At 58.2% G+C, this 21,860-nt stretch carries 13 protein-coding genes and 1 pseudogene; 8 read left to right on the top strand and 6 right to left on the bottom strand.

Annotated features, from left to right (window positions below; genetic code table 11):
* Positions 1 to 83 precede the first annotated feature (83 nt).
* The 5 genes and pseudogenes from rhaI to E6C55_RS07685 form a co-directional block, all read right to left on the bottom strand.
* Positions 84 to 1,287 (bottom strand): annotated as a pseudogene (rhaI, locus tag E6C55_RS07665) (L-rhamnose isomerase).
* A 26-nt stretch (positions 1,288 to 1,313) separates the two neighbouring features.
* On the bottom strand, positions 1,314 to 1,979 hold the full coding sequence (gene rpe / locus E6C55_RS07670; RefSeq protein WP_136369188.1) for a ribulose-phosphate 3-epimerase: 666 nt from the start codon (positions 1,977 to 1,979) through the stop codon (positions 1,314 to 1,316).
* An 18-nt stretch (positions 1,980 to 1,997) separates the two neighbouring features.
* Entirely contained in the window at positions 1,998 to 3,032 is a 1,035-nt protein-coding gene (locus E6C55_RS07675; RefSeq protein ID WP_136369189.1) for an alcohol dehydrogenase catalytic domain-containing protein, read from the bottom strand.
* A 22-nt stretch (positions 3,033 to 3,054) separates the two neighbouring features.
* The gene (locus E6C55_RS07680; RefSeq protein WP_211093540.1) at positions 3,055 to 4,137 is read right to left on the bottom strand and encodes a galactitol-1-phosphate 5-dehydrogenase; all 1,083 of its coding nucleotides are present in this window, start codon (positions 4,135 to 4,137) and stop codon (positions 3,055 to 3,057) included.
* Positions 4,138 to 4,151: 14 nt separating this feature from the next.
* Positions 4,152 to 5,054 (bottom strand): sugar phosphate isomerase/epimerase family protein, encoded by a 903-nt coding sequence (locus E6C55_RS07685; protein ID WP_136369190.1) that lies wholly within the window; start codon positions 5,052 to 5,054, stop codon positions 4,152 to 4,154.
* 281 nt (positions 5,055 to 5,335) lie between these two features.
* Between E6C55_RS07685 and E6C55_RS07690 the strand changes: the two genes are divergently transcribed.
* The 3 genes from E6C55_RS07690 (at position 5,336) to E6C55_RS07700 (ending at position 9,260) form a co-directional block, all read left to right on the top strand.
* Positions 5,336 to 5,914, top strand: a complete 579-nt coding sequence (locus E6C55_RS07690; RefSeq protein ID WP_136369191.1) for a glycerol-3-phosphate responsive antiterminator — start codon at positions 5,336 to 5,338, stop codon at positions 5,912 to 5,914.
* A gap of 69 nt (positions 5,915 to 5,983) precedes the next feature.
* Positions 5,984 to 7,465 (top strand): glycerol kinase GlpK, encoded by a 1,482-nt coding sequence (glpK, locus tag E6C55_RS07695; protein WP_230986594.1) that lies wholly within the window; start codon positions 5,984 to 5,986, stop codon positions 7,463 to 7,465.
* 139 nt (positions 7,466 to 7,604) lie between these two features.
* The gene (locus tag E6C55_RS07700; RefSeq protein WP_407923697.1) at positions 7,605 to 9,260 is read left to right on the top strand and encodes a glycerol-3-phosphate dehydrogenase/oxidase; all 1,656 of its coding nucleotides are present in this window, start codon (positions 7,605 to 7,607) and stop codon (positions 9,258 to 9,260) included.
* Here E6C55_RS07700 and serS read toward each other — a convergent pair.
* Positions 9,257 to 10,534 carry a serine--tRNA ligase gene (gene serS / locus E6C55_RS07705; protein ID WP_136369193.1) on the bottom strand — a complete coding sequence of 426 codons (1,278 nt, stop codon included), beginning with the start codon at positions 10,532 to 10,534 and terminating at the stop codon, positions 9,257 to 9,259. The genes E6C55_RS07700 and serS overlap by 4 nt on opposite strands.
* Before the next feature lie 355 nt (positions 10,535 to 10,889).
* Here serS and E6C55_RS07710 point away from each other — a divergent pair, with 355 nt between their 5' ends.
* From E6C55_RS07710 to E6C55_RS07730, 5 genes are all read left to right on the top strand, one after another.
* Complete coding sequence (locus E6C55_RS07710; RefSeq protein WP_136369194.1) at positions 10,890 to 11,693, top strand: hypothetical protein; 804 nt, start codon at positions 10,890 to 10,892, stop codon at positions 11,691 to 11,693.
* 270 nt (positions 11,694 to 11,963) lie between these two features.
* Positions 11,964 to 13,400 (top strand): hypothetical protein, encoded by a 1,437-nt coding sequence (locus tag E6C55_RS34160; RefSeq protein ID WP_211093541.1) that lies wholly within the window; start codon positions 11,964 to 11,966, stop codon positions 13,398 to 13,400.
* Between the two features lie 4 nt (positions 13,401 to 13,404).
* On the top strand, positions 13,405 to 13,734 hold the full coding sequence (locus E6C55_RS07720; protein WP_136369195.1) for a hypothetical protein: 330 nt from the start codon (positions 13,405 to 13,407) through the stop codon (positions 13,732 to 13,734).
* A 373-nt stretch (positions 13,735 to 14,107) separates the two neighbouring features.
* Positions 14,108 to 15,256, top strand: a complete 1,149-nt coding sequence (locus E6C55_RS07725; RefSeq protein ID WP_136369196.1) for a copper amine oxidase N-terminal domain-containing protein — start codon at positions 14,108 to 14,110, stop codon at positions 15,254 to 15,256.
* 1,023 nt (positions 15,257 to 16,279) lie between these two features.
* The gene (locus tag E6C55_RS07730; RefSeq protein ID WP_168735527.1) at positions 16,280 to 21,712 is read left to right on the top strand and encodes a glycine rich domain-containing protein; all 5,433 of its coding nucleotides are present in this window, start codon (positions 16,280 to 16,282) and stop codon (positions 21,710 to 21,712) included.
* Positions 21,713 to 21,860 lie beyond the last annotated feature (148 nt).

Consider the following 21,860-nt stretch of genomic DNA (forward strand, 5'->3'; position numbering starts at 1 on the left):
CCTGCGACTCCTTCATAATACATTTATGTATTAGATGTATTATATAGCAATCGCCGTTGATGTGGAACGATGCAGCAAGCACCTTATCCCCGTTGTTCGACGAGCCTCGCGTAACGACCGCTCTTGTAAGCCTGCATAGGATCGGGAGCGAGTCCTTGTTCTTCTCTTACCGCTTCGAGAAGGGGGGGAGACATCGAACTCGAATGCTCCTCGTACCGCGGCTTCGGCTCCGAGCACGTCCTGACGACGCTGCGCGTCGCTCACTTCCGTCAAATCGATCAGCAGCGCCTTCGCATATTGCGTTTGAACGTTCAGCACGGATCGGATGGCGGCCTCGATCTTCGGTTCGATGTTATGCGATTGGTCGATCATGTAGGCAATGTTGTCCGCCGTGCTGCGAATAGCGCTGTCGGGGTCTTGGGAGGCGCTGACGATTTGATAGAAAATAAGGAACAGCTCGTAGGGGTTGGCCGATCCGACAATCAAATCGTCATCCGCATATTTCCGGCTGTTAAAGTGGAAGCCGCCCAGTCGGCATTCGTCGATTAAATACGCGACGATGTGCTCCACGTTGGTCCCCTGCGCATGATGTCCGGTGTCGACAAGCACGTGGGCTTGCGGTCCCAGCTTGTTCGCCAGGTTAAACGCCATTCCCCAATCGGCCAGATCCGTGTGATAGAACGCCGGCTCGAAGAACTTATATTCGATCAGCATCCGCATCTCCGGCGTCATCGCGCGATACACCTCCGTCAGCGCCTCCAGCATCCAGGCCTTACGGGCGCGAAGATCCCCTTGGCCTGGATAATTGGTGCCGTCGGCGAACCACAGGCTCATGTCCCGCGAGCCCGTCGCCTTGGCGATATCGACGCATTCCAGCAGATGATTCGTCGCCGCTTTGCGGACCGCGGCATCGGCGTTCGTCACGCTTCCCAGCATATAAGCCTCGTCCTGGAACAGATTGGGGTTGATCGCGCCAATCGATATGCCCGACGCCTCCGCATGGCGACGCAGATCGGCGTAGCTGTCCGCTCTGTCCCAAGGGATATGAATGGCGACGGCCGGGCACAGTCCGGTGACCCGATGCACTTCGGCGGCATCCTGAAGCTTCTCGTACGGCGTTCGCGCCGCCCCTTTGTTCTTGAATACCTTGAAGCGGGTGCCGGAATCGCCGAACCCCCATGAGGGCAGCTCGATCTTAAGCGACTTCAGCTTCGCCTTGACGTCGTCCAAGTCGATTCCTCTTGCCTGCTGCCGTTCTTCGAATAGACGGTAAGCTCTGTCTGTCATGTCGTTGCTTCCTTTCTCCCGGGAGGTTAAGCAATACAGCTTCTGAATTTAGCGAGCAGCGCTTGAATATCCTCGTCCTTGCGGAATACGCTTGAGGTGCCCGCCACAAATATATCCGCGCCCGCATGTCTCATCTTGGCCGCATTGTCCCAACTGACGTTGCCGTCAACCTCGATCTCGACATGGGAATGCCCGCCTGCGCGAAGCCTCTCCTTCAGCCCGGCGATCTTGCGGATGGTCGAGGGAACGAGCTTCTGTCCGGCGAAGCCCGGATTAACCGTCATGATAAGGACAAGCTCCAGGTCGTCCATCACCTCGTCCAGGGCATAGACGGGAGTGGCGGGATTCAAAGCGACGGAAGGCCTGGCCCCCATATCCCGGATCTGCTGCAGCGTCCTCTGCAGGTGAATCGAGGCTTCCTGATGGACGGTGACGATGTCCCCCTTGCGGATATCGAATACGGATAACAATAGCTCCGGGCGCTCGACCATCAGATGATAATCGAACGGGATATTCGTCATCTCCCGGACGCAGGAGATAAAGTCGGGTCCGAGCGTAAAGTTCGGAACGAAGTGGCCGTCCATAATGTCGAAGTGGAGATATTCCACGCCGGCCTGCTCCATGGCTCTCACGCTCTCCTCCAACCGGCGAAAATCAACGCACATCATGGAGGGTGAAATTTTGCCTGCCATATGCGAGTCCCCCGTTCTCTATGGATTAATAATGACGCGCAGCCCCGCATGGCTCTCGGCGGTTCGGATGGCTTCTTCGATCTGCTCCAAGGGGTAACGGTGGGTAATGAACTTCTTCATATCGATCAAGCCGCTGTTGATCAGATGGACGGCCTGTCGGTGGTGGCGGGGCAGGGAGCCGTGGGCACCGTGCACGAACAGCTCCTTATAATGAATAAGGTTCGTATCCAGCGTGACCAGCGAGCGGTCCTTGGGCAATCCGCCGAAGAAGTTGACGCGCGCGCGATTCCTCGCCATATGAATCGCATCGATCTGCGATTCCGGCGACGGGTTGCACGTAATGACGACCTCCGCTCCCAGCCCGTCGGTCTCCTCCAGCACCCGTTCCACGGCATTCTCTTCGCTTGAGCAAATATAAGCGGACGCTTCCAGATGCCGCGCCATCTCCAATCGCTGCCGGGAACGATTGACGAGCAATACGGCGGCTCCCATCTTCTTCGCCACCTCGACGAGCATCATGCCGATCGGGCCGGCGCCGATGACGACAACCGTGTCTCCCAGCTTGACCTGCGACAGCTCGAGCCCGTTCAGGACACAGGCAAGAGGCTCTGCAAGGGCCGCTTCCTCATAGCCGATCCCATCGGCTATCCGGTGGATCGGGCCGTAGTTGACCATCATCTTGTTAAGCAGCACATACTCGGCGAAGCTGCCGGCGAATTGATAGCCCATCGCGTAGTTGGTTTGGCAGTTGTTGCCGATGCCCGCTTCGCAGAACAGGCATTCTCCGCAGGGCACATCCGCGCCCAGACTGATCCGGTCCCCGACCTTGAACCTGGTCACATGAGCGCCGACAGCGACGATTCGCCCGGCAGCCTCATGACCCAATACTTGCGGAAGCTGCACCCGGCTATTGCCGTGGCGATAGATGCGAATATCGCTGCCGCAAATCCCTACCGCCTCCACCTTCATCAGAATGCTGTCGTTATCGACTTCCGGCATCGCCACATCGCTCAGAGCCATATGCCCGAGCTTCTCCAACACAGCCGCTCTCATATCGCGATCTCTCCCTTAATGCTTATTTGGTATTCGTCCACATGACCTTGCTGTAGAACGCCGAATGATCCTTCATCATGGCGATGGCTTCCCCAAGCTGCTCCAATGAGACGAGATGAGTAATCAGGGGCAAAGCCTGAATTCGCCGCTCCGCCATCGCCTGCACGGCCAGCTTCCATTCGTTCTTGGGGAAGTCGGAATAGTCCGAATTCCACGTGCCGACCACCGTCAGTTGCTTGCGGAGCATCTCCCAATAGCCGGTTTGCGTCAGCGTCATGGTTCCGGTCGGGTTGCCCATGAGCACCACCCGGCCTCCCGACCGGGCGGCACGCAGGCAATTCTCCCAGGAAGAGGCATGGCCCGCGCCTTCGACGGCCAGATCGACCCCCGCCCCGCCGGTCCGCTCCAGCGCCCAAGCTTGCAAGTCCTCCAGCAGCGGATTCGCGACCTGGTCGAATCCGAGCTGCTTGGCGAAGGCGAGCTTCCGATCGTCGACATCCGCGAGCAGCACTTGCGACGCCCCCCATGCCTGCGCCCATTGGGCAAGCAGCAAGCCGATCGGGCCGGCGCCGCTGATCAGCACGTTATCGCCGATATCCAGTCCCCCGCGTCGAAGCGCATGGAGCGCAACGGCGGCGGGCTCGGCCATGGCCGCCTCTTCGGCACCGAGCCCTTCGGGAGCCGGAATGAGGTTCCATGCCGGAACGCACACATATTCGGCGAAGGCCCCGTCCGACCGCGAGCCTCTGTAATCGTAGGCGCTGCATGTCGCATAGGAGCCGACCTCGCAGCTTGGGCACTTGCGGCAAGGCAGCAGCGGGAATACGGCGGCCAAGCGGCCGATCAGTCCGGCGTCGACATCCTTCCCGACCGCCTCCACATAGCCCGAGAACTCGTGCCCCGGAATGGTCGGGAACCGGTACGTGCCCTTCGTGTAGATCCGCGGGATATCCGAGCCGCATACTCCGCAGGCGGCGATCCGCAGCAGCACCTCGCCCGCAGCGGGCGTTGGCTTGGGAACCTCGGTCAGCCTTAAATCGCCAATGGCGTTCAGCACATAAGCCTTCATCATCGAAGCCATAGTCGAAACTTTCATTGTCTCCATTCGCGCGCTGCCTCCTAGTCCTTGACGAACTGACGCCAATAGGCCACAGATTCCTTGTGATCCTGGATAATTCGGAACTCCGTCGACCACGCTTCCCGATGCGAGAGCTCGAATACGAGCTCGGCCTCCTTGGCGCCGGACTGTTCGATGGCCGCCAGCAGCTTGTCGCCGTGAATAATGCCGAGGGCGTTGTATTCGTCTGTAAAAGGCCAATGGCGGCTATGGTTCAGCTCCGTCTGCTGAATGTGGATGATCGGAGACACGGCTCCCAGCTCCCTCACCCAGCGGTAAGGGTCGCGGTCGTCCGGGTGGGGCGCGTGCCCCACATCCAGGCAGAGCCGGAAGGGCAAGCCCGCTCCGTCATTGAGCCGCTCCAGCAGCTCCTTCGTATCCGCCACCGTGTTCGCCATCTCGCGAGGGATGGACATCGGCTCGAACAGGACATGGTCCATCCCCAGATCGCGGCAATACCAGCTCAGCTCCTGCCATAGCTTTAAGGCTTCTGCGATGATAAATTCCCTGCGATCGCGGTTGTCATAGTCCGCGAAGGTCAGAATGCCGAAGTGGCTTCCGGTGGACTTGGCGCCAAGCTCCGCCGACGCTCTGGCGAACTTCTTGAACCATTCCAGCCATATCCGGCGCGCCGCTGCATCCGGATGCATGAAGTGGTTCACCCGGGTAAACGCGCTTGTGAACGTGGAAGTCACTTGCAGACGGTGGCGCTGCGTGCTGACATTGATCCGCTCGATCTGCTCTTGGATGTAATCGTCGGGAAGGTATACATTAAGCAGATCGGCGACAAGCTGCACGTTCCGCACGCCCATCTCTTCGGCGACGAGCCTCGCCCACACTTCGGGCTCCACATACTTATTGATCGCAAATCCGAGGTTCATTCCCAGCTTGATATTCGCGGGCATTGCTTATCCTCCATGTTATGTATTAGTGATTCATAATTAATACTATTGTGTATCACTGATACATTCAAGCCTATCCCGCAAATTAACTGTTTTTAAGCATAGACACTTCCGGGGAGGCTGATCTATAATGGGTTCAAGTTCATACAAGTGGCGGAGAGAAGGAGAACACGCGAATAAGGCCCCTTGGGGCCGGTTTCGTTATTCTCCTTTTTTGTCGTCATTCGTTATTTGTCATTCGCCGTTCGTTATTCGCCATTCGTCATGAGGAGGTTGCCAGCGCCATGGGGTTCCACAATCAACGCATTCTGCCCGCCGCCCGCAAGCCGAAGGATCTGGAGAAGCTGATGAAGCTGTCGTACGAATACATCGTCGTTCTCGACACGCACATCAACCAGCTTCGGCCGATCGTCGAGCTGGCGAAGTCGCACGGCAAGAAGCCGCTGCTGCACGCGGATCTGATCGAGGGCCTCAAGAACGACGAATACGCGGCCGAGTATCTGTGCCAGATCGTGAAGCCGGCGGGCATCGTGTCGACCCGGGCCGGCGTCATTGCGAAGACGAAGCAGAACGGCCTGCTCGCGATCCAGCGGCTGTTCCTGCTCGACACGAACGCGCTGGAGAAGAGCTACGTGCTGTTCGAGCGGACGAAGCCGGACTTCATCGAGGTGCTGCCCGGCGTCATTCCGCACATTATCGCGGAAGTGTCGCAGCGGACGGGAGTGCCGATCTTCGCCGGCGGGCTTATCCGGACGGTGAGCGATGTCGAGCTGGCGCTCGGCGCGGGGGCGACGGCCGTAACGACGTCCAACTACGAGCTGTGGAAGCACTTTGAGCCGAACGGGCAGAAGGAGGGACGCTGAGTGGCGCAGGAACAGGGGCAGGGGCGCGAACGGGAGCAAGGGACGGAACACGCGCAGGAGCAGGGCTTCGTGCTGGCTATCGACCAGGGGACAACGAGCTCCCGGGCGATTATTTTCGACAGGCAGGGGCACATTGTCAGTACCGCGCAGCAGGAGATCAAACAATATTATCCGAAGCCGGGTTGGGTCGAGCACGACGCGAGCGAGATCTGGGTGTCGGTGCTCGGGGTCGTCGCTTCCGCGCTGTCCCAGGCGGAGATTGCGCCGGATCGCATCAAGGCGATCGGCATCACGAACCAGCGGGAGACCGCCGTCGTCTGGGACCGGCACACGGGCCGGCCGATCCACCACGCGATTGTCTGGCAGTCGCGGCAGACGCAGGACATCTGCGAGGAGCTGAAGCGGCAAGGCCACGAAGACCTCATCCGGCGGAAAACAGGGCTGCTCATCGACCCCTACTTCTCGGGGACGAAGATCAAGTGGCTGCTGGACCATGTGGAAGGCGCTCGGGAGCGGGCGGAGAGCGGCGATCTGCTGTTCGGCACGATCGATTCGTGGCTCGTCTGGAAGCTGTCCGGCGGCAAGGCTCATGTTACGGATTACTCGAACGCCTCGCGGACGCTTCTTTATAATATTTTCGAGCTTGCTTGGGATGATGAATTGCTCGGCGTGCTCGGCGTTCCGCGTTCGATGCTGCCTGAGGTTCGCTCCTCTTCCGAAGTGTACGCGCATACGGTGGAGCACCACTTCTTCGGCAAGCGGGTGCCGATTGCAGGCATCGCGGGCGACCAGCAGGCGGCGCTGTTCGGGCAAGCCTGCTTCGAGAGGGGCATGGCGAAGAATACGTACGGCACGGGCTGCTTCATGCTGATGAACACGGGAAGCGAGGCGGTCCGCTCCAGCCACGGCTTGCTGACGACGATTGCGTGGGGCATCGGCGGCCAGGTCGAATACGCGCTCGAGGGCAGCGTGTTCGTGGCGGGCTCGGCGATGCAGTGGCTGCGCGACGGCCTGCGGATGCTGAAGACGTCGGCGGACAGCGAGGCGTATGCCAGCCGGGTGCCGTCGACGGAAGGCGTGTATGTCGTGCCCGCGTTCGTCGGCATGGGCACCCCGTATTGGGACAGCGATATGCGCGGCGCGGTGTTCGGCCTCACGCGCGGCACGACGAAGGAGCACTTCATCCGGGCGACGCTGGAATCGCTGGCGTACCAGAGCAAGGATGTGCTGGACGTCATGACGCTGGACTCGGGGTTGGAGCTGCAAGGGCTGCGCGTCGACGGCGGCGCGGTGCGCAACGACTTCCTGATGCAGTTCCAGAGCGACCTGCTCGGCGCGGACGTGGAACGTCCGGTCGTGAACGAGACGACGGCGCTCGGAGCGGCGTATCTGGCCGGGCTGGCGGTCGGGTATTGGAGCGGCAAGCAGGAGATCGCAGACGGCTGGAAGCTGGAGCGAACGTTCAAGCCGGCGATGCCGGAGGGCGAGAGGGAGCGTCTGCACGCGGGCTGGAAGAAGGCCGTTCAAGCGGCGATGGCGTTCAAGCCGTAAGTGCGGCAGCGGTTAACAATCACAAGTTCATATATCGGTAGGAGAACCCGGAGAACCGCGAAGGAACCCGCTGCGAGCATGCAGCCGGGGGCTTCGGGGTTCTCTTTGTTGCATAATATAAGAGAGAAGGATGATGGAGATGGAGCGAGGCATCGATATGGGCAGGATGGAGCGGATAGCAGCCTTGGAAAATAAGGAGTTCGACGCGCTGATCGTCGGAGGAGGAATTACGGGGGCGGGGATTGCGCTTGATGCGGCGAAGCGGGGGATGTCGGTCGCGCTGATCGAGATGCAGGACTTCGCGGCGGGGACGTCGAGCCGCTCGACGAAGCTTGTCCACGGCGGGCTGCGCTACTTGAAACAGCTCGAGGTGAAGATGGTCGCCGAGGTCGGCAAGGAGCGGGCGGTCGTATACGAGAACGGCCCGCACGTGACGACGCCGGAATGGATGCTGCTGCCGTTCTATCAAGGGGGGACGTTCGGGGCGTTCACGACGTCGATCGGCTTGCGCCTGTACGACTTCCTCGCCGGGGTGAAGCGGGAGGAGCGGCGCGTCATGTTCGGCAAGGAGACGACGCTCGGGAAGGAGCCGCTGCTGCGCCGGGAAGGCCTGAAGGGCGGCGGCTACTACGTGGAGTATCGGACGGACGATGCCCGGCTGACGATCGAGGTCATGAAGAAGGCGATCGAGTCGGGGGCGAGCGTCGCGAATTATGTTCGGGCAGAGGAATTGGTGTACGAGGACGGCAAGCTGGCCGGGGTTGTCGCGCGGAACATGATCGGCGGCGGCACGTTCCGGATTCGCGCCCGCAAGGTCGTGAACGCGACCGGACCGTGGGTCGATTCGCTGCGCGAGCTCGATCGTTCGAAGCAGGGCAAGACGCTGCGGCTGACGAAGGGCGTCCATCTCGTCTTCGACGGCTCGCGCTTCCCGCTGCGCCAGGCGATCTACTTCGACACGCCGGACGGGCGGATGGTGTTCGCCATTCCGCGCGACGGCAAGACGTACGTCGGCACGACCGACACCGACTACGAAGGCGACAAGGTTCATCCGCGCATCGAGCGGAAGGATCGGGACTATGTGCTGGCTGCCGTGAACGGGATGTTCCCCGGCCTGGCGCTGACCGCCGCCGACGTCGAATCCGGCTGGGCGGGCTTGCGCCCCCTCATTTACGAGGAGGGCAAGTCCCCGTCGGAGGTGTCGCGGAAGGACGAGATTTTCGTCTCGGCTTCGGGGCTTGTCACGATTGCCGGGGGCAAGCTGACCGGCTACCGGAAGATGGCGGAGACGGTGACGGACCTGCTGGCACGCAAGCTCCGGGAGGAAGGGCGCGGGCCGTTCGCGCCGTGCGCCACGAAGACGCTGCCGATCTCGGGCGGCGATGTGGGCGGCTCGGCGGGTTATCCGGCGCACGTGAAGCGGATGACGGAGGAGGGCATGCGCCGCGGCCTCTCCGCGGAAGCGGCCGAGCGGATTGCCCGCCGGTACGGCTCGAACGCGCGCGACGTCCTGGAACGGGTGCCGGGCGCCGCTTCCGGCCATGCTGCGGCTTCCGGGCTTCCGGCCGACATCAAGGCCGAGCTCCTCTACGCAATCGAAGAGGAGCTGGCGCTGAAGCCGGTCGACTTCTTCATCCGCCGCACCGGCGCTCTGTTCTTCGACATCGCCTGGGTGCGGCGGTGGAAGGCGGAGGTCGTTCGCTTCATGGCCGAACGGCTTGGCTGCTCCGCGGAGCAGGTCCGCGATTACGCGGAGGAGCTGGAACAGGAGCTGGACGCGGCAGTTGTCCGTTAGAGGGGCTCCAGCCGCTCCAGCCCGTTCATATACGGGCGGAGGGCTTCCGGGATACGGATCGAGCCGTCCTCCTGCTGATGGTTCTCCAGCAGCGGGATCAGGATGCGCGGCGAGGCGACGGCCGTGTTGTTCAGCGTATGGCAGAAGCGCGCCTTGCCCTCCGCATCCCGATAGCGGATGTTCGAGCGGCGCGCCTGGAAGTCGAGCAGGTTCGACGACGAATGGGTCTCCCCGTACGCCTGCCGGCTCGGCATCCACGTCTCGATGTCGAACTGCTTGTACGTCTTCTGCGACATGTCGCCGGTACAGACGGCCATCACGCGATACGGAAGCTCCAGCAGCCGGAGAATGTCTTCGGCATTGGCCGTAATCTCCTGATGGAGCCGCTCCGACGTCCGGATGTCCGCTTCGCAGAGAACGACCTGCTCGACCTTCGCGAACTGATGGACGCGGTACAAGCCCTGCACGTCCCGGCCCGCCGAGCCGATCTCGCTGCGGAAGCAGAGGGTGGCGGCGGCCATCCGGATCGGCTCCGCCACGTCGACGATCTCGTTGTCGTAATACGACACGAGCGGCACCTCCGACGTGCCGACGAGCCACTTGTCTTCGCCTTCGATGCGGAACGACTGATCCTGCCCCAGCGGGAAAAACCCGGTGTTGTACATCGCGTCGGTGCGAACCATAAGCGGAGCCTCGAGAAGGGTGAAGCCGTGTTCCGCGAGGTAATCGACGGCGAGCTGCTGCACGGCCCGGTGAAGGGCGACGCCCGCGCCGGTCAAGTAATAGTTGCGGCTGCCGGCCGTCTTCACTCCGCGCGGGATGTCGAACAGCCGATGCAGCTCCCCAAGCGCCACATGATCTCTCGGCTCGAAGTCGAAGCGGGTCGGCTCGCCGACTCGCTTCACCTCTTTATTTTCCGCGTCCGATTGCCCTATGGGGGTGTCCGGCGATACAACGTTCGGCACGAGCAGCATCAGCTCCTTGAACCGCCGCTCCTCCTCCCGATGCTCCGGCTCCAGCTCGCTTAATCTCCCGTTGATCTCCTTCACCCTGATCTTAAGCGGCTCGGCGGCGTGTTCCCCCTTCCGAATCCGATCCGTGATGTCCTGCGCCATCCGGTTGCGCTCCATGCGAAGCTGCTCGACCTCCTGCAGAAGCGCGCGCCTACGGTCGTCGACGGCAACAAGCTCCGCGATCGAGACGGCGATTCCCTTGTGCTCGGCGGCCTCCTGCACCTGCTCCTGATTGCTTCTGATCCACTTGATGTCCAACATGGCGATCCGCTCCCTTTACCCAAGTAAAATGCAAAAAGCGCCCTTCATCCGATTGGGACGAAGAGCGCTAATCATTTATATTCGCGGTGCCACCCAAATTGATTGAACGGACGCGCCGCTCAACCCACTTGATTCCGCGATAACGGGCGGACCCGGTAAACTTAGGGGAACGTTCGGACGTCTGGACGACCGGCCCCTTGGCGAAGACGCCTCCGAGTTGGATTCTCATCATCGGCATGATATCGATATGGGCAACAGTATAGCGTATGATGGGAGGGGAAGCAACCTCTGTGCGGCTTTTGGCGGCTGTTATTTTATGGGGCGTTGTACGAAGGCGGAACGAGGGGGAAGGGTCATGGAGCGGGCGGCGAGCTTTGAACGCTATATCGGAATCGACTATTCGGGAAGAGGGGAGCCGCACGAGCGCACGGCCGGCATTCAGGCGGTGGAGGCCGATGCCGAGGGGAACGTCATGCGAATCTCGCCCCCGGCCGGCCGAGGGAAGACGTACAACTGGTCGCGGAGGGAGCTGTACGAGTATGTGCGCGGTCGGCTGGCGGCGGCGGACGGTCCGCTTGCGATCGGAATCGACCATAATCTGTCGTTCCCCGGCTCTTACTTCGAGCGGCACGGGCTGCGGGATTGGGACGAGTTCCTCCGGCACTTCTGCGAGCTGTGGGAGACGAAGGAGCATTCGGTGCGAGCCTGCCGGGAGCGCGTTCCTCCCTACCGGAACGCCCATGAGCTGCGGTTGACGGAGACGTTCACCTCGTCGGCGAAGAGTGCGTGGAACTTCGACCAGATGACGGGCGCCGTCTCGTATTCCACGCATGCGGGATTGCCCTGGATTCGCGAGCTGAGGGCGGAGTTCCGGGATACGCTGCACGTCTGGCCGTACGACGGCTGGCTGCCGGCTCCGGGCCGGCATCTGCTCGCGGAAGCGTACCCGGCGCTGCTGTATCAGCGGTACAAGCAGTACGACCGCAGCTTCCCCCGCGAATGGCCGAGGGACGCTCAGGATGCTCTGGTCATCGCGCGCTGGCTCCGGGATCGGGACCGCAACGGCACGCTGGAGCGATACTTGCGGGCGGACACGCTTGCAGCGGAGGAGAAAGAGCTGGCGCAGACGCGGGAGGGCTGGATTCTCGGGGTGTGTTAACGCAGGCGGAACCGTCAAGCGCGGTTGAATGGCGAGGTGGCATTTCGCGACCATATTCGCGCCCATTTTGGGCGTTTTTTTTGTTTTTGTGAGCGTGTGTGCCATTTCGCGTCGAGTTACGGCCATTTCGCGACAAAGGTATTCAATTCGCGAAGACCCCAATATATACTAATTTTTACTTGGGAGGGAGCCTCCTCCGGAGAGTGCTTGCTTATTAAGCAGGATGCACCAAGCGGATGGGTCGGCTGGAACGAGAAGGGAGGCTGTCGCATGTCCCGTATTCAAGCGGAGCTGTCGCGATTGACGCAGATCGGGCAGGATGTCGAACGAATGGAACGAAGAGCGGCCACGGTGGCCAAGGAAGTGTCGACGGTCGGCAGCCGCGTGGAAGGGGCGATCCTCGCCCGGCGCGGGCTGTCCGGCCGGATCGGCGGCAGCGCGAGCGGCATCGGGCGAATCGAGAGCCGGCTCGGCGCGCTGTCGGCGTACATCCTCTCCGCCGTGGAACGTTACGAGCGCGCGGACAAGGACATTATGGTCTTGTTGTCGGCGTCGGGCATCGTCTCGGGCAAGAGCGGTTCCGTATGGGGCTGGCTGAAGGAGCGGGCGGACGGCGCCAGAGCGGGCATTCGGGAGCTCGGCGGGGATCTGCAGCTTGTGGGCGACACGCTCGACGGCTGGCTCGGCCAAGGCAACGCCTTCATCGACGAAGCGTTGGCTTACGGCAACCGGCAGATCGATTACCTGCGAACGCTCGACATCATGGGAGGGGCGACCGAGGTTGGGGCCTTCTTCAAATCCGGCGTGCTCAAGGGCGTGCTGGATACCATCGGCAGCTTCGCGAAGCTGGGGCTGCAAGCGACCCGCCAGGCATACCAGCCGATAGCGGAGGGGCTGGAAGCGATAGGCTACGTCTACGAGACGGCATTCGCGGACGATCCGCTCGGCAAGCTGAAGGCGGACCTGATCGCCTACGTGGCCAGCCAAGTGCTGGAGATTCGAACGTTCCCCGAGCGGGCTTCAGCAACGTACGAGGCGACGAAAAACGCATTTTCCAGTATGCTGGAGGAATACGGGCAAGCGGACACGAACCGGAAAGCCGAGATGATAGGATTCGGGACGGAGAAGCTGCTGGAGCTGCTGATTCCTCTGGGCGCAGGGGCCAAGACCGCAACGGCGGCCGAGAAGGCGGAGTCGGCGGCGGTTAAAGCCGAAGGCTTGATCGACGACCTGCCGGTGGTCGGGAAGAGTGGGGGGACGGCGGTTGAGGGTGCGGGAAATGTTGCTAAGGTTAAGAGTGCAAAAGAAGTTGAGATAGTCAACCAAAGAGGAGAATCTCTTGGTGAGTTTGATGAAATTGACTTGAATAAAGGGGTCTTCTATGAAGATAAGTCTGCTCAAGGTCTAAATAAAGTTAACCCTAAAACCGGATTACCTGCACAAACTGCGCAGGAATTTGCAGACAAACAGATACTAACCAAAACACGCAACCGGATTTCTGCTCTAGAGAACGCCACATCGACAAGAACAACTGCTAATGGGTCACAGGAGATACCGAAACTTGAGGACATAAAGGATATTAAAGAGTTTGTTTTTAGACTAGATGGTGATACGTCTGAATTACGTCAAGCTGTTAATAACAGCATAAATAAACTTAAGGAAGAGTTTCCGGATTACAAATTTAGTGCGGTTTTTGGAGGTGAATAAGTAGATGTCCATCAGTGCTGTAATACATGAACCACAAAATGATTTTGAAAAGAGTTTCTTTGTTCCAGTTTCTACGGAATCGTTTTTTAAGGAATGTTGGCAACCTGCAATTAAATCACTTGGGTTACAGTGGACAGCCCTTTTTTCAACAGGAGTTGATGTAGAGATGGAGGATGTACCATCTATATTTGGGGAACTAGTCTTGATAAAAGAATGGGCTGTAAAAAACTTAACTGATGAACAAAAAGAGAGAATGTTCGAAAGGATATCAGGACTCCAAGATAAACTGCCACTTGCATTTCAGCGTAAGGATGCCGTTGTGTTTATAGGCTAGACGGTTTATTCGTGGGGGCCACCCAGTGCCGAATGAACACATCAATCAACCACGTTGAACAGGTCGATTATGATGCAGACATTGTAGAAGCCGTATTGGGGTCATTCCCGAGGACTATCGTTACTGAATTTCGAATGTAATGACGAACAGAGAGGTGGCATTTCGCGACGATTTTCGCGCCCATTTCGGGCGTTTTTTTTGTTTTTGTGAGCTCATTTGCCATTTCGCGTCGAGTTACGGCCATTTCGCGACAAAGGTATTCAATTTACGCAACTCCCAGGTTATACTAAATTTTACTTGAGCAGGGGCTTCCAACAATTGCTTGATTACCCCGAACGGGATGATATAAGAAACCAAAAGGAGACGATGATATATGTTCAAGAAAACAATCGCGATTGTAGCAACGGCGTCGGTAATCTTCGGTGCAATTCCAGCGTTCGCCGCTCCCGGCACAGATCTGAAGGCTATCCCTGTGATCGTCAATGGACAAAAGGTAAAGTTCCCGGATACGGAGCCATACATCAGCGCAGCCGGCAATACGATGGTTCCTGTTCGCTTCGTTAGCGAGAAGCTTGGCGCCGATGTGAAGTGGGACAACACGACGCAAACGGTTCTTATCTCTTATAACGGCAAGAACATCAGGATGTCGGTCGGCTCTAAAGAAGTATCCGTAGACGGCGTCGTCTCGACGCTCGACACTTCGGCTGAGATCTACGATACGCGCACGATGGTTCCGCTTCGCTTCGTAAGCGAGGTGCTCGGCTCCGAAGTCATTTGGGATCAAGGGGCGCACTCGGTGAGAGTAACGGATGCTGCCTACAAGGCGAAGGTTGATTCCGGGGAAGTCGAACTCGATCCATGGGGACGTGAGCTGAGCCAAACTCAAGACACGAGCTGGTATCGTCTTACGGATTTGGAGCCGACGAACTTCTATTCGTTCTATTCGCAGTATAAGACGAGTCGGACTTTTATCACTCCTAAGTATGCTAGGAACGATATCTACAAGGACCACGCTGACGTCCTTGCAAACAAGATTCGCTCGTACTATGAAGCACAGCTTAATGTTGATTACCGCACGATCAATGAGACGGATTTCGTTAATGCATTCATGAAGAGCGCTTCGGGAAAAATCACGATGGATGCGTATTTAAAGTCGGAGTGGACAAAGGTTCTGAAATCGTATGTGGCGTGGGTCAAGAAGAACAAAGTGATTGCCAAAGGATACGCCGATCCGGAGCCTATGGCCATATTTACCATATTAGGACCAATTGTATGGTATCCAGTCCATTTTAAGTTTATGATTCTCTCTTCAGTAGATACGGCTCAGACTTTTGCAGATAACTGGAATGTTTCTTCGAATTCTGAATCATTTAAATTAAAAACTGGAGTTTGGTACAATGGCTATTCTGTTATAAGTATGACCAGTGTCGGAGCGAATGACAGTTGGAGTGATAAGTTTGGATTGAGAACTCTCGAAAACATGTTTTCGTTTGATATGTTTTTTTACGATTACGACAAGTAACCAATCGACGGAGGAGGTTTCTTACTCATGTATCGATTTTATGGACTATTCGTGTCTATCATTATTGTGATTACAACGTGTATACCATTAACAATCGATTCGGTTTCGGCAGCGGAAATAGTAACATCGGATTCTACTAAACCTTACCCAACAGGGGCTTGGTTCGAAGATGGCAAATTAGTATTCGTCACCTATAATCAGAAAGCATCTTCGAGTATCCGGTATGAGACAACAGGGTTTTACTTGAGAACAGGTACGGCCTGTACAAGTCAAGCATCAACAGCACAATGTAAACCGGCTACTGGAGGAGCTTCTCAATATCTTGAGTTGCCCCTTAGCTTATTCGACGTGTCGGATGATGTGTCAGAATGCTCTTATTACTACTGGACTAATTGCAATAATAACATTGTTGTATCGAAATTCACGATGAGCCGAGCTGTTCTGGAAGAAAAGATGTTAGGGCATGCTCTCTTCAGAAGCTATGAAGACGGTATGACCGTATATATGAATTCCATCCTTACCGTGAAGGGGCCTACTGCCAATGCCGGCAAAATCTATACTCAGTCCAGAGATGACAGCTCGGGCAAAGGCATATACGATGCGGAGTCTTGGGCTAATCCGTCGTACTTCCGCAATTATTATGACAAACCAGTAACGTTCTATGCTTCATATCCGATCATTGTCCGCTCTGTGTTGGAAAGCAATCAAGACATCAAGATTAAAGATGACCGTCAAATTATGAGTGCCTATGGTCCACCTAATGATATTAATTACACGACAGGCTATTGGCCAGCAGGCTCATATAGCAAGTCTCTCACAGCAGACGGCAAAGGCGTAATACTCGACTCCACCATAACATCCGGCGGAGTGACATACACGCTAAAGTGTTCTTATCTTACCTACGTTAGAGATCCTAAGCGAACGACATGCGGAGACACCGCAGCGCAAGCCAAGCCTTCCTGGATGACAGACAGCTCCGTCACCGAACGAAATCCTGCAGCCTACATAGGCGGCACCTACGTCATGGCTGTCTACAGCACTGCCGATTGCGACTGCGTCGCACAGACCACACTTCCTACCAAAGCCGAGATCAGCGGCGAGGTTCCGGCAACCAGCACCACCATCGGACAGAAAGTAACCGTCCAGGTTAACCTCTCCCAAACCGCCGATCCGACAAGCTTGGAGAAGTGGAAGGCCTGGTCGTCCGACAAAACAAACTTCACGATCCGGATTAAGCTATGGCGATCGGACAATCCTGCGGCCGAGAATACCTCGAATACGGGAGCTCCGCCCAGTTGGTCGACCTTGAGTCTGCTGACGCCGGACACCGCCATATCGGTCACGCAAGCGCAGCTTATCTCGTATCTAAGCGGCGGAGCGGCGAGTCAGATTCTCTACTACGACGACCTAACGAATTATCCGATTCCGGAAGGCGGCAAGATCAGCTTCCTGTACAACGCTTCCGTTTATATCACGGCGAAGGACAAGAGCGGGAACACCATCACGAAGCAATGCGCCGTTCCTTCCCAGTCTGTCGATATCACCTGGAATCGTCCGGTGAAGGATAAACCGGAGGTAGGCCATTTTACAAGCGTGCCGAAGTACTTCTCCGAGATCAAGGAGGGAAGCCCGCAGCTTACGGGAACCGGCTCGAACGAGACGTTCGATGCGATGTCGGGCACTCCGACGACGAGAAGCCTTTACTTCGCCTCGGGCGGCTCCGAATTCATCGTTGATATTCAGGTCGAATATGTGCCCCAAGTGACGCAGACGCGAACCTATAAATCCCAGTACACGGCTGTGGTTAATGGGTGGGCCATGGAGAAAATCACGGGCAGTGCGGCGCATGATTCCGTGCCGAGCCAGCCCGAGGCCAGAACGAAGGTGGATTCCTGTGCGGCCCCTTACACCGAGTCGGTCACGCTTCAGAGTGCGAAGCATGTGACGAAAGCCGCGGTCCCTTGCAGCGGAGATCCATGCGTGGGCGGTGAACCGGAAGAATCCCACATGGATTACTGGTGGGTGCAGGGCGGCTACGATTCCCATACGGTAGGCGGCGAATCGGATTCCTGGACGCAGACGGTGACCTTCGACTACATGAAGATCAACAAAGCCGCCGTCTGGAAGCTGGAGAAGTCGAAGGTGGATGGGATGACGACCTTGGTGAAGACGAACGAGGTCACGGCTTCGGTCACCCAGGGCGATCCGACTATTTTCTACAACATTGCCAGCAGCAATACGAGTGCAGCGGGTCGCTTGCGATACTCGCTGGAGCCGAACCAGCATGATGCAGTCGTGTGGCAGGAAGGCAATTCCGACAATTGCTTGTCGAACAGCATTACGGCCGGGCCGGTGGTGGAGCAGACGAGGTTCAAGGAGCGAAGAGAGAAGTCCGTCAACGTGACAGCCGTCTCTGATTTTCTGATTCTTCAGACTTCTCAGGGGGATCAGTCCGTGATGTACTTCCAGAAGCAGTCGAATACAGCCAAGACGACAGAGCAACTGGATGTGCCTACGACGGACTTCGATACGATGTGGACGAACAACGCGTTGTCTGCCGCCAAGTGGGACCCGAAGACCACCATCAAGGTCGGCTCCTACAACGGCAATTTCAGCACCCCTGCGAATAAGTACTCCGGCGGGGCCTCGGGAACGGTTGCGACGATTTTCGATACGCTGCCTGCGGGATTAGTCAGACCTTCCAGACCGTCTCCGTATATGAGGGTAATGGCTACCGGACTGGATGTGCCGGATACGTTGGCTAACGGGGAGTATCTGACGGGAGACGCCTCGGTCTTCTACACGTTAATGTTTCCCCCGTATAACCCGGACCATCAATCGATCGCTTACAACACCGGGATGAATTCGCGTTATTCGGACAACGGACAAGAGTTTGCTTCTGCCTATTCCGCGTCGCATCAGAAAGTCAACAACGTGGTGATACACGATCCTGTCTCGGTGCAGAACGCGACGGTGATCTCGCTTCCCGCCAGTCTCGATCAGAGAACAACGGCGTCGAAGGCGATCGGAGGGAACACCCAGGAGGCGGTGGCCGAATACGAGCGGGTTCTGAATCCGGCCTACAGGCAGAACCTGATCGCCAACCCGGATGCCGAATATGCCAACGTCGACGGGACAGCGGCCGGATGGAATACGTATCGGAATTCAGGATCGGCCTCCGACATCGCCTACACGACGAGAGCCAACGATCCGGATTGGACGATAGCCGGTACGCGAAGCTTCGAGGTGTTCTCGCTCGCGACGTCAACCGCAACGGGCGGTTATTGGAAGGACATCCCGGTCAAGCCGAATACCAAATACAAGTTCGATGCGGATGTGAGCTGCCACCGGTGCACAGGCGGGACGGTGCTGGATTACTACACGGCGGGCAAGGCAGCGGCAGGCGGAGGATTAGGCAAAACGAGCTATGTAACGGCGACGAGCAGCCCAGTGCATCAAAGCTACGAATTCACGACACCGTCCAATGTCTCTTACGTAAGAGTTCATCTGTATAAAGGGCCGAACGCAAGCACCGCTTACCCCTATGATTACCTGTTTGTCGATAACCTGTCGCTTGTCAATGTGAATGAGCAAGAATTCGTCGAGGTAGAACCGGTAGCGATGACGCAGGAAGTGGCCAACCCGGATTACGTGCCGGCCCAATCCACCGCGGGGACCACCCGGACCTTCGACTACACGGGAGGCGTTCAGACTTTTACCGCTCCATCAACGGGGACCTACACCTTGGAAGTGTGGGGAGCGGAAGGCGGAAGGACCTACTATAATACTGTCGGCAATTACGGCATGCCGGGGCTGGGCGGGTATGCCAAGGGCGAAGTGAGCCTTGCCGCCGGGCAGCAATTGGACGTGTACGTAGGAGGCGCCGGCGGGCAGGGGGCGAATGGAGGCTGGAATGGCGGGGGCAAAGGGACGGAGGCGTACACCACCTCCACCGGGGGCGGAGCGACGGACATCCGGATGCAAGGCACTTCGCCCACGACGCTCTATCAATGGGACTTCGTCAATTCCACGTTGGGCTTTACCTCGGGGACAAGCGCCATCCATGCAGGCACGAACGTGCTGGACGTGAATATCTCGTCCCCGGATGGTTACTTCTATTCTCCGTTATTCTCGACAATCACCGGGGAAGCGGGAGACATCATCGAGATTCGGTTAAAAAATGTCAGCTCCGGCACAGCGGGTCAGGTGTACTTCTCCTACGGGGGCGGCATGTCGGAATCCAGAATGGTGTCGTTTACGATGTCGGCGAACGACTCGGATTATCAAATGTACCAGATCGACCCGAACGCAGGATCGGGCTGGGGCGGCGGATTGGTGAACTACCTCCGATTCGATCTGGCGAACGGAGCATCGAGCGGGATCGTCTACGTGGACTACATCAAGATCCGAAGGACGAATAGCTTAGGAGATCGTCTTATCGTGGCCGGCGGAGGCGGGGGAACCGAATACGACGGACAGTCCAGCACACTCCGCAGCGGGGCAGGCGGCGGGGAGTCCGGAGGACGGGGGCTGCCGAATGCCGGCAGCTATCCGAATTGTCCCGGCTACGGAGGCACGCAGACAGCCGGCGGCGCCGGCGGGGCTTGCGGGTCCGGATCGAATGCCGGCAGCTTCGGTCAAGGCGGCGCCGCCGGTCCGCAGCACTCCGGAGGGGGCGGAGGCGGATGGTATGGAGGCGGCTCGGGAGGGCAAGACGGCGGAGGCGGAGGCGGCTCCGGTTATATCGGAGGCGTGTCGAACGGAACGATGGCCTCCGGCGTGCAAAGCGGCAACGGCAAAGCGATTATCACGCTGCCGTCGTCCGCCACGGACGCCGTCGGTTCGCCAACGAGAATCATCACCGTGCTCGTGGGCGGCGCCGACACCTCCCCGCCCGCTGACGCCTACATGCTGCAGCCGATCGCCGTCGATCCCAATTCGGGCGCCGGAGGGTTTACCCCTGGCAACTTTGTCCTCCTCGATTACGGATTCCAGATGTACTTCCCCAACACCGGCGACTTCTACGGCAACGGACAATGGGGGTGGCCGGCGACGACGGCGACAAGAGGCAAAGGATTCACGGACGGGATGGACACCACGGAGTGGACGAAGGCGAAGTACGTCAAGTTTGCCTTCAACGTAATCTACGACGGTACGCTGTACAAGGCCAACCAATGGATATCCTTGCCTGTTGCCCAGACGATGTTCGACTTCTATGTGCCGCTGGCCAACCGGGAGAAGATCAGCGCGCTGGTCGAGTGGAAAAGCATGGCCATCAATGCCGCAGGCGAGGATGGGACAACGACAACGAACAAGGCGAGATACGGGAATCTGGCCGCGAAGCACAGCACGAACAAGAAGTACGAGGTCGATGTGGTCGGCAGAATCGGCAACATGGCGATCGAGGATACCGGCGACTTCCGGTTCTCGAACCTGTTCAAGCAGCCGGTGGTGCCGACGCAATGGCTCGTGAACAACCTCGTCAAGCGGGTCAACCCGAATGCCCAGAACCAAATCGTAGGCGACACGGTCGATATTCGCGGCCAATTGGCGGCGGCGGGCACCGATTATCTGAATACGTGGGGACTGCTAAGCCATCTCGAGCAGAGTCCGATCACGTTCCCGCTGTCGGCGGAGAAGAACAATATTGCCGCGCTCCGCAAACAGCCGTTGCGACTGGGCTACGAGGTGCTGACCGACATTCAGACCATCGGCAATTATTACAGCAAGCTGCAGATCATTCCCTACTACTATCACTTGAATCTGAAGACAGGGAAGATTCTGCCGGTCGATATCTACATGAACGTCAATGGCCAGTACAAGCGGATCAACAAGTTCGGAGCCCTCGCATCCGGCGGCAGCGCCTCCGATGGGTATGCGAATCCGGTGAAGTTGAATTGGGACAGCCAAGCGAAGCGGCGGAATGTCTCCGATGCGGAGAGCGAGCTGACGTCCCGGGTCGCCGCCTTGTTCGCGCAGACCGGAGGCGATTCCCAGACCGGCAAGGCTGCGGAGCCGTCCGGCATCTACACCTACGGCACGTCGCAGCTCCTGCAATTGACGGGACGCAACCGAACCTTCATCGGGCAGGACGCAACGTACGGGGACGACAAGAACCCCGGGAACTCGTTATCGTTGCTGGAATACGCGATGCAAGCCCAGAGATGGCACTATTCCTTCCTGCTCCCGTCCTCTGCGGTTGCGGTGGAGAGCGGTCAGCCCGTGACGAAGTCGAACATCGAGGCGCTTCGCACCAACACGGGGGTTCTCGTGCTGGCTGCCGACATCCTGGCCGTCGGCGATACTTATACGCTGCACTACAAGGGCAATGGCAACGGCACCTTGAATCTGGCGGGGACCTCGTGGTCGCTAAGCAAAATCGACTATCCGGTTGTCGCCGTGTATTCCGCTCACAAGTCCTCGGCGGACGATCTGGAGGTGTCGGGAACGCACTAGGCGGATGGGCCGGTTGGAACAAGAAGGGAGGCTGTCGCATGTCCCGCATTCAAGCGGAGCTGTCGCGATTGACGGAGATCGGGCAAGATGTCGAACGAATGGACCGAAGAGCGGCCACGGTGGCCAAGGAAGTGTCGACGGTCGGCAG

Source organism: Cohnella fermenti, assembly GCF_004801405.1.
GTDB classification, from domain to species: Bacteria; Bacillota; Bacilli; order Paenibacillales; family Paenibacillaceae; genus Cohnella; species Cohnella fermenti.